The organism is Marivirga tractuosa DSM 4126, assembly GCF_000183425.1.
GTDB classification, from domain to species: Bacteria; Bacteroidota; Bacteroidia; order Cytophagales; family Cyclobacteriaceae; genus Marivirga; species Marivirga tractuosa.
Window position 1 is genome coordinate 2,219,533 of record NC_014759.1, and the last position, 13,353, is coordinate 2,232,885.

The window sequence follows — 13,353 nt, forward strand, 5'->3', positions numbered from 1 at the left end:
ATGAATTTAATGTTTGTAAAACTATTTTCACAATAATTTATAAACGCTTAATTTGCCGAAATATAGAAAAATAAAAAATTGATTTCAGAAAAAGGACTTTTACGCCTCACCATACTATTTGCGGTACTCTGCTGGCTTTCGTTAGTGCTGGCTGATCTATTCTTGCTTTTTGCAGAAATCAATGAAGCAAATGCTGGGATCACCCAGGAAATCCCGCAATTATTGCTTTCCCTGTATATTATTTTCGTCTATTTCTTTTTCAAAATTAGAATACAAAAGGCAGAAAGCATCAATTTTATTGATTTACTCTGGCATGTTTTTTCAACGGGGCTCATCGTTTCTTTAGTTCAACTTGCAGTAAGCCTCTTTTTCTATTTGCTCAGCGATAGTAAGTTGATGCAAAACCCTTTAATGGTGAATTTCTTTTACCACATCAACCTGGGCGCTGTTATTATATTTTTGGTTTCCACTTTCATCGTTTGGAAAAGATTAATTCTCTATCAGAAAAATAAGCGCCTTTTAATAATATGGCAAATATTCGAATATTCATTATTGGCTTCCTTGCTCTACAGCTTCTTCCAAACTAATGCTCAACAGTGGTTATTCAATGGCCTCTTAGGTATTTTTATACTTTACGGACTAGTATTGTCTTTCAATTTAAAATGGATCGCTTATTTAAATTTCAAGCAAAAATGGAGAAGTATTTTACTACTGGCCTTAGTAATTTTATACCTCTATTATTTCATCAATAACCTTTTTGGGTTTTCTCAAGAGTTTAATTTGGTAATGGACTTATTAGATAATGTATACATTTTATCCATTGCCGGATTTATATTTATTTATGCTTTAATCTCCATACTAGTAATTCTTTTCAACCTACCGACTTCTTCTGTTTTTGAGCAAAAGATAAGTGAAGTATTAAATTTCCAGCGGCTCAGTCAATCTATCCAGAAAGGTGACAGTGAAAATCAAGTTTATGATGTTTTGCTTGAGAGCAGCAATAATGCGGTATTTTCTACCAGTGCATGGTTGGAAATTTACCAAGATGACGAACCCATTGATATTCTCAAATCCGATATAACTGATCTTAAAATCACTCAAGTTCGAAAAAGCATTCAAGACAGCGGCATTTATGCCTATTTAAACAAGCACAAAAATAATAACTTCAAGAAGGACTTAAACCTTAATAAGCTAGCCACCAATCTAAATGACCCAGATTATGGTTCGGTGCTTGTAATGCCCTTAATCATTCAAGATCGGCAAATCGGTTTGCTAGTATTGTTAAAAGATGTTTCTGATGGTTTCAACAAAGAGATGATCGATATCATAAGCTCTTTTGTTAACCAGGCTTGTATATCAATTGAAAATTTTGAATTACTTACAGAGGCATTAATAAATGAGCGCTATAAAGAAGAGTTGAAAATTGCTTCCCGTGTTCAAAAAAGTTTGCTCCCACACTCCTTGATTTCTGATACAGAATTTGAGATGCATGCTTTCTATGAATCTGCAGACGAAGTAGGAGGTGATTATTATGATTTCTTTAAAACTGCAGCACATAAAACTGCAGTGATTATTGGAGATGTTTCGGGAAAAGGAACTTCTGCTTCCTTTAATATGTCTCAGATGAAGGGAGTGTTTCATAGCTTAGTGCAGTTTGATTTAGACTCTAAATCCTTTTTCACCAAGGCAAACCATGCTTTAAGTCACTGTTTGGAGAAAACTTCTTTCATAACGGCCGCCTACTATATCATAAACTCTCAGGAAAAGAGCATCAGTTTTTCAAGAGCTGGACATTGCCCAGGGCTCTTTTATTGTAAGAAGGAAAAGAAAGCAGAGTATTTCCATAACAAAGGAATGGGCTTGGGTATAGTGAGAAACGACAGTTTTGAAGAATTTATTGATATTAACAAAATACATTACAGTAGTGGTGACATTCTTTTCCTCTATACAGATGGCATAATTGAAGCCACCAATTCTGAAGGTGAAGAATTTGGTTATGATAGGTTAAGTAGCTATCTGGAGGGAAATAGCGAGAAAAACCCTAAGGAAATTCAAGACGGACTCATTAAATATTTGTATGATTTTATAGGTTCGGAAAATTTGGAAGATGATTATACTGCTTTAATAATCAGATTTTTATAACATAGACTTCAACTTACTGAAAATAAGCACGTAATAAGATTTAAATGATAAACATAACAACAAATATTGAGGGGGAAGATCACATCATAATAGTGGAAGGTGATGTTGATGCAAGTTCAAGCATTCATTTGGATGAAGCTTTAACTGAGTTGGCTAATGATGACTTAGTGAAATTTATTTTAGTAGACGGCACACAGCTTAATTATATTTCCTCTGCAGGTTTAGGCGTTTTTATGTCTTACATTGATGATTTTAAAAGTAGAGATATCAAAATGGTAATATATGGTTTAAGCGAAAAAGTATTGAATGTCTTTCAAATTTTGGGCTTAGATCAGTTGATGACTATTGCGAGTGACAAAAAGGAAGCGAAGGAGAAATTACATGAAGTTCAATCTTAAAGTATATTGCGAAAAAACACGCCTAAGGGATATTCGGGGTTTTATCACCGAAAAACTGAAGGCATATGTTCATGATGATCTAGAAATCAACCAGATGGTTTTAGCAGTTGATGAAATCTGCGCTAATCTCATTATTCATTCTAACTACTGTAATGCAAATGAAACCATCAATTTAGAAGTGTCCGTAGAAAAAGATGGGATTACCTTTGAAATATCTGATGAAGGTGAAAAATTTGACATCAATAATTATAAGGAGCCCTCTATTCAGGAAGTGGTACAAACCAAGAAAAAAGGTGGAATTGGCTTAATGTTGGTCAGGCGAATTATGGACAAGGTTGAGTTTGTTAATAAAGAACAAAAAAACACTTGCATATTGCATAAAAGATTCAATAACACCCAAAAAGAATAATATAATTACTTCTCCGATCGCCTAATATTTTCCTGTGTGAATCCATTTGCATAAATTGCCAACAAAAATTTAGTTTAGCCAAATGCGGAACATCAAAGGTATAATTATTCCTCTCCTATTCATTTTCATAAGTTCTTGTAAGACTACCCAAAAAGCTCCTAAATCTGAGGATAGAGAACCTCTTTTTACGATAGATTCCTTGGCAGTCTATCCCGATGAATTCATGTATGCTTATGAGAAAAGCAATAAAAATAAAGGAGAAATTGAGCCCATTGACGATTATTTGGATCTGTACATTAATTTCAAATTAAAAGTAATAGAGGCCAAAGCTGAAGGTATCGATACTACAAAAGCTTACAAAAGTGAACTCAATGGCTATCTTGAAGAAATAAAAAAACCTTATCTGACTGCTGAAAAAGTAAACAAAGCATTAGTCAAAGAAACTTACGAGCGTTTACAACATGAGGTAAATGCTAGTCACATTCTCATTAGAGTTGATAAAGATGCAAAAGCAGAAGATACTCTAAAAGCTTATCAAAAAATTGAGGAAGTAAAAAACAAATTTGATGCCGGAGAAAGTTTTGAAGCACTTGCTAGAGAGTATTCAGAAGACCCTTCTGCAAAAAGCAATAATGGTTTATTAGGTTGGTTTACTGCTTTTCAGATGGTTTATCCTTTCGAATCGGCAGCATATCAAACAGAAGTAGGTGAAATTTCCCCCATAACTCGTACACAATTTGGATATCATATTATTAAAGTAAATGACAAAAGAGAAACCTTAGGCAGGATTAAAATAGCTCATATCATGAAGCGATTTCCTCCACAAGCTTCCTCAGAAGACTCTCTACAGACAGAAAAAGAACTCAAGAAGATATATGAACAGTTAAACTCAGGTGAAAACTGGTTTATTCTAGCCACAAAAGAATCAGAAGATTTAAGCACAAAAGATAATGGTGGAAGTCTTCCATGGTTTGGTGCTGGGCGTTTGCCTGCATCATTAGAAACTGTCGCCTTTGAATTAGAAGAGAAAGGGGACATCTCAAAACCAGTGGAAAGCCCTTATGGGTGGCATATTCTAAAATTAGAAGACAAAAGGGGAGTTGGGAGTTTAGAAAGCATGGAAGAAAGTCTAAGCAGACGAGTGCAACGTGATCAAAGATCTGAATTAAAAGAGGTGGAGGTTATTAAAAAACTAAAAGAGGAAAACAACTTTAAAATAAACACCGAAGCTTATGCTCTCCTAAAATCAAAAGAAAATTTAAATCCAGGCAATTTTAAAAGAAAGGAATTAGGAACGACACTTTTTAGCATTTCGGAAACGGATTTCTCCTTACTTGATTTTTTAAATGAATATGACTCTGCAAACAATATTGACTTGGAATTAGAAAAATACGAAAAATCCAAACTAATCCAGTATGAGGAAAATAATTTGGAGTTAAAATACCCTGAGTACAAATTTTTAAGGCAAGAATATAAAGATGGTCTACTTCTATTTGAAATAATGAACCAAAAAGTGTGGAGTAAAATCAGTGAAGATACTACAGCACTTAAAAAATATTATGAAGAGCATAAAAACAGATACAAAACCGATGGAGAATTAAAAGTAGCCAGAATTGTATTCTCAGATACCTCTTCAATAAAGCCATTCAAAAAGCCAATAAACGATGCATACTTTCCGTTAACAGATCAGCTTGAGTATGTTGATAGCAAAACAACATTAAAACAAATTAAAATAGATGACAACGGTGATCACAAAGTATTCATTAGTCTTGTTTTGCCTCAAAACATCAGTGAACGCGATACCATTAAGCTCTTTGAAGATTTAAATCAGACATTTAGCAATATGGATGTTGTTAAACTTATCTATTCCGATGAAAATAAAATATATTTGCAATTGCTTTCAGAAGCAAATGAGCTTTTAGCCAAAAATAATGACAGGATAGAATCCGCTTCTACTGAAACAATTGAGTCACTGGAGAATTCAAAATGGAGTGGTCTTAATGAAGGAGAGTTTACTAAAAATGTTGACAAAAGAGGGATGATTGAATTTAATTATATTTTAGAAAGTTATCCCCCAAAGCAAAAAACACTTAGTGAAGCAAAAGCAGAACTGATGGAAGATTATCAAAAACAACTTGAACTAGATTGGTTAGAGGAGCTGGAGAAAAAGTATAGCGTCACCATAAATGAAGCAGTTTTGAATACATTAAAATCAGAAATTTGAGAAATAAACATTTAACCATATCATTAATTATTTTCTCTATCTGCTTTTGGGGATGTGACTATATCAATTTGAAAAATCTTGGTCAGGAAGAGGTAGAAACTGAGGAAGTTGAAATCCCTGTTGCTAAAGTTGGTAACTCCATCTTATATCAAAAAGACCTTGCCGGAATAGTTACTAGAGAAATCGACCCAAAAGATAGTGCGAATCTGGTAAGTCGGTACGTTAATTCATGGATTAAAAAGCAACTACTCATATCAGAGGCAGCTGAAAAAATCAATTTTGATCAAGCTTCCATCGAAAGAAAAGTATTGGATTACCGTTATGCATTAATGGTTCATGAATACAAAAAATACTATGTCGACAATAATTTAGACACAGCAGTTACCGAAGAAGAGATACAAGAATATTATCTTGACAATAAGGACAATTTTGAATTAAAGCAGAATATAATCAGAGGGTATTTCATTACTGTAACTAAGGATGCCCCAAAAATTGATCAGTTAAAAAAATTGATCAACTCAAATGATCCAGATGATTTCAAAGAATTGAAATCATACTGTTTTCGATTTGCTGAGACTTATTTTCTGGAAGATTCAGTTTGGATAAACTTTGATGAAGCGATTCGAAACACCCCATTTGTGGGTGTGACGAATAAAGTTGATTTCTTGAAATCAAATAAATTCGTTGAGGATTCAAATGAGGAAAACCTTTACTTCCTACGAATAAAGGAGTACAAAATATCGGATCAAATTTCCCCTCTTGAATTCGTGAAGAATGATATTAAACAAATTATTTTAAATAAAAGAAAAGTGGCTTTAGCCAACCAATTAGAAGAGGAAGTTTTTGAAAACGCGAAGAGTTCGAATAAATATGAAATTTACAAACCATAATATCCTAACATTTTTCACATCACTAGCATTTTTGTTTGCGCCAATCTGGGTAGAAGCCCAATCGGAAGTGAAAACAGTTGATAAAATTATTGCTAAAGTTGATAATTATATCATCCTAGAATCCGATCTGGCTTTAGCTTACAAAGATCGATTATCCAGAGGCGGTCAACAAAGCGCAGAAGGGCGTTGTGAGGTGCTTGAAAGTCTGATTGTGAATAAACTTATGTTAGCAAAAGCCGAAATAGATTCTGTAACTGTTCTTGAATCACAAGTTGATGCCCAATTGGAAAACAGAATGAAAATGATGGTACAGCAGATTGGTTCTGAGGAAAAAATTGAAGAATACTATGGCAAATCATTGGATGAGTTCAAAGTAGAAATCCGTGATGATGTAAAAGAACAAATGATCATAGGAGAAATGCAAAGAACCATAACCCAAGACTTGGAAGTTACTCCTAAACAGGTTCAAAACTTCTTTGACAACATCCCAAAAGATAGTTTACCCTTCTATTCAACTCAAGTTCAGGTAGGGCAAATTGTGAAAAAACCTACTATGAGCAGGGAAGCAAAAGAAAATATAAAAGCGCGTTTAAATGGGTTAAGAGAGCGAATTTTAGAAGGGGAGAATTTTGAAGATATCGCACGATTATATTCACAAGAACCTGGAGCAAAGCAAAGCGGGGGAAATATTGGCTACTTTGAAAGAGGGCAATTAGCCCCAGAATACGAAGCTACTGCATTAAGATTGAAGCCAGGTGAAATTTCAAAACCAGTAGAAACAGATTTCGGCTTTCACATCATTGAATTACTAGATCGAAGAGGAAATGAATTCAATACAAGGCACATCCTAATCTTACCTAAATTCACCAAAAGGGACATGGAGAAATCTGTTCAATTTTTAGATAGTATTAGAAACTTGATTATAAAAGATAGTATTACTTTTGAAAAAGCGGCAGCTGAATATTCAGATGATATGAATACCTCATCAAGTGGCGGTTATTTTATTGAAAGTGAAGCAGGTGGTACTAAAATCTCTGTAGATGAATTAGACCCTAACATTTTCTTTACCATCGACACCATGGAAGTAGGAAGTATCACAAAACCTATTATTTTTAGACAACAAGATCGATCTGAAGCAGTAAGAATTATTTATTTTAAAGATAAAATAAGACCTCATAGAGCTGACATCAGAAAAGACTATCAAAAAATTAAACAAGCAGCACTGAATAAGAAGAAGAGTGAAAAATTGGCAAAATGGTTTCAAGATTCAAAATCGGAAGTTTTCATTATACTTGATGATCATTACAAAGACTGCCAAATTCTTAACTGATAAATATGGAGAAATTTGAAAATGAAGTAGAAGCTGCAAATGCTTTACATGAAAAATTCGAAAGCTTAAAAAAGGAAATCAGGAAAGTTATTGTTGGTCAGGATGATGTAATCCGGTTGGTGATTAGTTCATTTTTCTGCCATTCTCATAGTCTTTTGGTTGGTGTTCCTGGTTTAGCAAAAACCCTTTTAATCAATACCGTGGCATCTGCCATGAACCTAAAATTTAACCGAATACAGTTTACTCCTGATTTGATGCCTTCAGACATCATTGGCGCTGAAACTTTAGATAAGGACAGGAACTTTAAGTTTATCAAAGGGCCTATTTTTAATAATATCATCCTTGCAGATGAAATTAATAGGACACCTCCCAAAACACAAGCTGCACTATTGGAATCGATGCAAGAGAAAAATGTGACTGTTGCGGGTGAAACTTATGCTTTACCTGATCCATTTTTTGTATTGGCAACCCAAAATCCTATTGAACAAGAAGGAACTTATCCGTTGCCAGAAGCGCAATTAGATCGATTTATGTTTAATATCACATTAGACTACCCTTCTTATGAAGATGAATTGAATATTGTAAAAACATCAGGGCAAGAGCTTGAAGGAGTAGAAGCTGTAATGACTTCTGAAGAAATCCTTTACTTTCAAAAATTGGTTAATAAAGTACCCGTTACTAACAATGTGATTGAATTTGCTGTAAAATTAGTACATAGTACAAGGCCTAATACTGAAAAAGCATATAATATCACCAATGAATATTTAGAATGGGGAGCAGGGCCTAGGGCATCTCAATTCTTAATTAAGGGCGCTAAATGCAATGCTTTGTTAAGCGGTAAGTACTCTCCCGACATTGAAGATGTGAAAGCTGTGGCAATTCCAGTCTTACGCCATAGATTGGTGAAGAACTTTAAAGCTGATGCAGAAGGAATGAGCATCGAAAAAATTATTGAAGAGCTAATCTGGAAAGTAGAGGGAAAAGGCTAAAGTATTGATTTTTGTTTTTTGGAATCAAAAACATTCTTTATGTGTGGAAACTTGATTATGACAAGTTGATGTTTTTTAATTGGGTATTTCGTGCAGCAATAAGAAAGCATTGAGACAGCTTCTTAACAAAAAGAAATTTCACATTGATTTCACTCAATTAAAAGTTCTTCTAGCAAAGGCTTTAGACTACCCTCAAGATCTTCTGCCTGATTGTATCCTTCATGTTTCATGCGAACATTTCCTTTCTTATCAAGAATGACTAAGGCCGGAACTCCAGTAAATCCAAATTTCTTATGAGCCACTGAATTTTCATCGTAAGCTAATCGAAAATTAGTCGCTCTCTTCAAATGAAATGACAATGCTTTTTCAGGAGTATCTCCCCCCGTATCAGTACATGCAATAATAAATTCAACTTGCTCGCCATTGCTAACCAGATTGGCTCTTATACCCTCCAATTCTTTCATTTCCGCAATGCAAGGAGCGCACCATGTACCAAAAAAATCGATCACAACCACCTTATTTGAAAATGAGGTATTATCTAAATCCTTTTGCTCGATCAAGTCAAGCATTTTAAATTTCGGAGCAGGATCATTCACTTTTTGACTTAAGTTATCCGCTACAATATTGGGCACCCAGAAAAGAGCTACTACCACAGAAAATGCTGTAACCAAAAGGCCAGAGCTAAGCTTTGCTAGCTTTCCTGTATTCAGCAGCCCCAGTACAACCGCTATGGCAAATATTACGATCGATATCCACAACCCTGGAAGTTCTCCAAGGATCAACAAATAATAGACTAGACTCAAAGGCCCTAAAATTATTACCGCTTTAATCAGAAAGTGAATTGAGTTTTTAATTTGAAAAGAAGAGAGTAAGAATAACAATACTGTCCCGAGAATAATAGAATAGCTCATATTCAAACTTATGAACTTCATAAAAATGGCTAAAACCACAGGCGGTATGAATCCTGTTAAAAATAAGCTTCCAATTCTTTTCATTGAGTATCAGGTTTTATCAAGACCAGCAACTTTCAATAGTGGAAAACTAATCTCAAGGCAATTTTCAAATTACCATTACTAAGTTATGCACTAATAGGATAGCTCTAGTGATTTTTAGCCAACTTTTTTTTTCTAATTACAGCTGAGAATAAGGATCATTTAGCTAGTACCTTAACGATTCTAACTTATTGCATTACAACGTCTTTCATTAATAAATTTGTCTAATTATCACCAATAGTATAATCTTTGGCTTGGCTTAGTTCCACCTTGTATTCAAATTTCCATTTGTCTTTATATTTTGAATTCCAAACTAAAATTTCGCCTTTTTTGTCCGGAAGTTCTAATTCAAAAGTGCCATCCTTTTTTGGAACAGTACCAATTCTATGACCTTCAACAATCATATTGGTATTGATGCCGTTTTTGTTGTTTTTTTTGGAATGCTATGTGCCCAAGCATATAAGTCTTTCCATCATCTTTTTTCTCAAACTTATATTTTACCATAAAGTCCTTGTTTTGGGCGGTATGTGGGTACTCAGTTTGAAAAATGACAAGGCTAAATAATATAAGTAAGGTTTTCATTGAGTAGCGTTTTTAAGTTTAAATAAATCAAAAGAAAATTGGCTGTCATCTTCTTTTTCATATTGATAATTATTGAAGAAATATAAGCCATCCTCATTGATAAAATTGATGCCAAATGAGTACTTTTTAGCATTTATTGGGCTCTCCCCAATTATTTTAAATTCGTTATTTAAAATAATAATAGAGGCGTTTTTGCCTAATGTGCTTCTATCCGCAAATTTACTAATGGGATTATAAGCAAAACGATAATACACTTTACGCCATCTGTCATATTTTAAGCCTGAATAAAAACCCTGTTCTGCCTGAATTCTAAAGGTTCTTTCATCATCATTGTAAAGTTCACCGGCTAAGGGTTTTAAGGTTTTCATTTCAGAAGAGCCACCAAAATGCTTGGACTTATTGCCTTGGGCATCTGTCACGTAAATATATTCATCATTGGGGAAACTCATAATGATACTATTATTATCTTCATTAAAAGTAGAGATTGCTTTCCTATAGCTATGTTTATCCCAAAAACCTTCATCGTATTTCTCAGATAAATTGTATTTGGTACCTAAGGATTTCCTAGCTATATCAAATTCCACCATGCCGTAATCTGAAGAGGTAGCATTTTCCATTGGAGAGGGGTAAGTTGGTAGATAAAGTTTGGTCTTTTTAAAATATGCAGGATGAATTCCATCTGGATATGTATAATGCAGATCCTCTAATTGGAGACCGAATTGATCAATATTATTACCAGCAGAATCGACAAGATAAATTTGTTGGGGTAATGGATCAAATAGAAAGATTGAATCAAAGTTGTGCGTATAGGCAAAGTTTATACTTTTCGGAACACTTTTAGATCCTTCAAAATCAAACTGGTTTTCATTTAATAAATCCTGCGATTTCAAATCATAGATGGAAGTATATTTCCCGTGAGAATGGAACAATAACAAATATTGAGGATTTTGACTTGGATATACCTGTACACCTCTGTTATAGGCAGTTTTGGTATTATCTAAATCAAAAGTCAGTGAACTTGCAATTTCAAGTGCGAAGTTAGTTTGTGAGTTTTCTGCATTTTGATACGATTTTTGGCAGGAGTTTAGAATTGAGATAGATAGCAATGCAAATATGAAAATAGGGATTGTACGGAGGTTTTTCTGCATATTAAACTTGATCTGAACAATAGCTATTTTTGACTTAATTATAAAGCTAAGATTAAAAAAGTAATAGGGCAGTTTACTATCTAATAAAGTAAGATTGACTCTAATTTACATACAAAAAAAGCCCCTCAGATTTCTCTGAGAGGCTTTCACTAAAATTTATGATTTATTGATTCTTACTTAGAATCTTTTTTATCATCATCATTTACTTCTTCATATTCCACATCATCTACGCCATCAGCACTTTCGCCTTGTGCTTGCTGCCCTGCGTCTCCGCCTGGCTGTCCTTCAGCACCACCAGCTTCTTGCTGTGCTTGGTAGATTTCCTGTGAAGCTGCTTGCCATGCATTATTTAAACCTTCCATTGAGCTATCAATTGCTTCAACATCTTGGCTGCTATGTGCTTCTTTCAATTTAGCTAGAGCATCGTTGATGGCCGTTTTGTTGCCTTCAGATAACTTGTCACCAAATTCTTTCATTTGCTTCTCAGTTTGGAAAATTAAAGAGTCAGCTTGATTGATTTTGTCAATCTTCTCTTTCTCTTTTTTATCGGTTTCAGCATTTGCTTCCGCCTCTTTTCTCATTTTCTCGATTTCCTCTTCGGACAATCCTGAAGAAGCCTCAATTCTGATTTTTTGCTCTTTACCAGTTCCTTTATCTTTAGCAGATACATTCAAGATACCATTGGCATCAATATCGAATGTTACTTCGATTTGAGGAACACCTCTTGGTGCTGGTGGAATACCATCTAAGTGGAATCTACCAATTGAACGGTTGTCTTTCGCCATTGATCTTTCACCCTGCAATACGTGGATTTCCACTGAAGGCTGATTATCAGAAGCCGTACTGAATGTTTCTGACTTCTTAGAAGGAATCGTAGTATTTGATTCAATCAATTTAGTCATTACTCCACCCATAGTCTCAATACCTAATGATAATGGAGTTACATCCAATAAAAGAACGTCTTTTACCTCTCCAGTTAATACACCACCTTGAATTGCAGCACCAATTGCCACAACTTCATCAGGGTTTACACCTTTAGAAGGTTTTTTGCCAAAGAATTTCTCTACTTCTTCCTGAATTCTTGGGATACGGGTTGAACCACCTACCAAGATTACTTCATCAATTTCAGAAGGAGATAATCCAGCATCTTCCAAAGCCTTCTTAACCGGAGCCATTGATCTCTTCACTAAGTCGTCAGATAATTGCTCGAATTTCGAACGGCTTAATTTTCTTACCAAGTGCTTAGGCACGCCATCCACTGGCATTATATAAGGCAAGTTCACTTCTGTTTCAGTAGAACTAGACAACTCAATCTTAGCTTTCTCAGCAGCTTCTTTCAATCTCTGCAAAGCCATTGGGTCTTGTTTCAAGTCAATGCCTTGCTCATTTTTAAATTCGTCTGCTAACCAGTTGATAATCACTTGATCGAAGTCATCACCACCCAAGTGAACATCACCATTAGTAGATTTTACTTCGAATACGCCATCGCCTAATTCTAATACAGAGATATCGAAAGTACCACCACCTAAATCGTAAACGGCAATGTTTTGATCTTTATCTCTTTTGTCTAGACCGTAGGCCAAAGCCGCAGCCGTTGGCTCATTTATAATTCTTTTTACTTCTAATCCTGCAATTTGTCCAGCTTCTTTGGTTGCCTGACGCTCTGCATCGTTAAAGTAAGCAGGAACCGTGATAACAGCTTCTGTCACTTCTTGTCCTAAGTAATCTTCTGCAGTAGACTTCATTTTCTGAAGAATCATTGCAGATAATTCTTGAGGAGTATAATTTCTATCTCCTACTTTAACTCTTACTGTATCGTTTGCTCCAGATTCTACTTTGTAAGAAGCTATTTTTTTCTCTTCTGAAACTTCGGAGAACTTCTTACCCATAAATCTTTTCACCGAAGCAATTGTATTGGCAGGGTTGGTAATAGCTTGACGTTTTGCAGGATCACCTACTTTTCGTTCGCCTTTCCCTTCATCCAAAAACGCTACAATTGAAGGAGTAGTTCTTCTACCCTCACTGTTGGGGATTACAACGGGCTCATTACCCTCCATTACCGCCACACAGGAGTTGGTAGTACCTAAGTCAATTCCAATAATTTTTCCCATGATCTATTTATTTTCTAATTTTAAATTCATTTTTCACATCAAGTAACAATGGATGTGCCAATAGCAAATGAGTTCACTTTGTCTGACATTATGACATTTGTAAAAAGATTTCATGGGAATTCGGCAGATTTTATAGTC

At 34.7% G+C, this 13,353-nt stretch carries 11 protein-coding genes; 7 read left to right on the forward strand and 4 right to left on the reverse strand.

Features of this window, described 5'->3' with window-relative positions:
* Nucleotides 1-78: 78 nt before the first annotated feature.
* The 7 genes from FTRAC_RS09310 (at nucleotide 79) to FTRAC_RS09340 (ending at nucleotide 8,382) form a co-directional block, all read left to right on the forward strand.
* Complete coding sequence (locus FTRAC_RS09310; RefSeq protein ID WP_013453985.1) at nucleotides 79-2,142, forward strand: GAF domain-containing SpoIIE family protein phosphatase; 2,064 nt, start codon at nucleotides 79-81, stop codon at nucleotides 2,140-2,142.
* A 44-nt stretch (nucleotides 2,143-2,186) separates the two neighbouring features.
* Complete coding sequence (locus FTRAC_RS09315; protein ID WP_013453986.1) at nucleotides 2,187-2,540, forward strand: STAS domain-containing protein; 354 nt, start codon at nucleotides 2,187-2,189, stop codon at nucleotides 2,538-2,540.
* Nucleotides 2,524-2,949, forward strand: a complete 426-nt coding sequence (locus tag FTRAC_RS09320) for an ATP-binding protein (protein ID WP_013453987.1) — start codon at nucleotides 2,524-2,526, stop codon at nucleotides 2,947-2,949. Before FTRAC_RS09315 ends, FTRAC_RS09320 begins: the two co-directional genes overlap by 17 nt.
* Before the next feature lie 82 nt (nucleotides 2,950-3,031).
* Nucleotides 3,032-5,173 (forward strand): peptidylprolyl isomerase, encoded by a 2,142-nt coding sequence (locus tag FTRAC_RS09325; protein WP_013453988.1) that lies wholly within the window; start codon nucleotides 3,032-3,034, stop codon nucleotides 5,171-5,173.
* The gene (locus FTRAC_RS09330) at nucleotides 5,170-6,063 is read left to right on the forward strand and encodes a peptidyl-prolyl cis-trans isomerase (protein WP_013453989.1); all 894 of its coding nucleotides are present in this window, start codon (nucleotides 5,170-5,172) and stop codon (nucleotides 6,061-6,063) included. Before FTRAC_RS09325 ends, FTRAC_RS09330 begins: the two co-directional genes overlap by 4 nt.
* Nucleotides 6,044-7,393, forward strand: a complete 1,350-nt coding sequence (locus FTRAC_RS09335; RefSeq protein WP_013453990.1) for a peptidylprolyl isomerase — start codon at nucleotides 6,044-6,046, stop codon at nucleotides 7,391-7,393. Before FTRAC_RS09330 ends, FTRAC_RS09335 begins: the two co-directional genes overlap by 20 nt.
* Nucleotides 7,394-7,398: 5 nt before the next feature.
* Nucleotides 7,399-8,382: an AAA family ATPase gene (locus FTRAC_RS09340; protein ID WP_013453991.1), complete on the forward strand. Its 984-nt coding sequence runs from the start codon at nucleotides 7,399-7,401 to the stop codon at nucleotides 8,380-8,382.
* Between the two features lie 149 nt (nucleotides 8,383-8,531).
* Here the strand turns inward: FTRAC_RS09340 and FTRAC_RS09345 are convergent, their stop codons facing one another.
* The 4 genes from FTRAC_RS09345 to dnaK all read right to left on the reverse strand — a co-directional run bounded on the left by FTRAC_RS09345 (nucleotide 8,532) and on the right by dnaK (nucleotide 13,215).
* Nucleotides 8,532-9,377 (reverse strand): TlpA family protein disulfide reductase, encoded by an 846-nt coding sequence (locus FTRAC_RS09345; protein WP_013453992.1) that lies wholly within the window; start codon nucleotides 9,375-9,377, stop codon nucleotides 8,532-8,534.
* A gap of 221 nt (nucleotides 9,378-9,598) precedes the next feature.
* Complete coding sequence (locus tag FTRAC_RS09350) at nucleotides 9,599-9,778, reverse strand: hypothetical protein (protein WP_013453993.1); 180 nt, start codon at nucleotides 9,776-9,778, stop codon at nucleotides 9,599-9,601.
* 174 nt (nucleotides 9,779-9,952) lie between these two features.
* Nucleotides 9,953-11,104 (reverse strand): DUF4221 family protein, encoded by a 1,152-nt coding sequence (locus tag FTRAC_RS09360; RefSeq protein WP_013453995.1) that lies wholly within the window; start codon nucleotides 11,102-11,104, stop codon nucleotides 9,953-9,955.
* A 173-nt stretch (nucleotides 11,105-11,277) separates the two neighbouring features.
* Nucleotides 11,278-13,215: a molecular chaperone DnaK gene (dnaK, locus tag FTRAC_RS09365; RefSeq protein WP_013453996.1), complete on the reverse strand. Its 1,938-nt coding sequence runs from the start codon at nucleotides 13,213-13,215 to the stop codon at nucleotides 11,278-11,280.
* Nucleotides 13,216-13,353 lie beyond the last annotated feature (138 nt).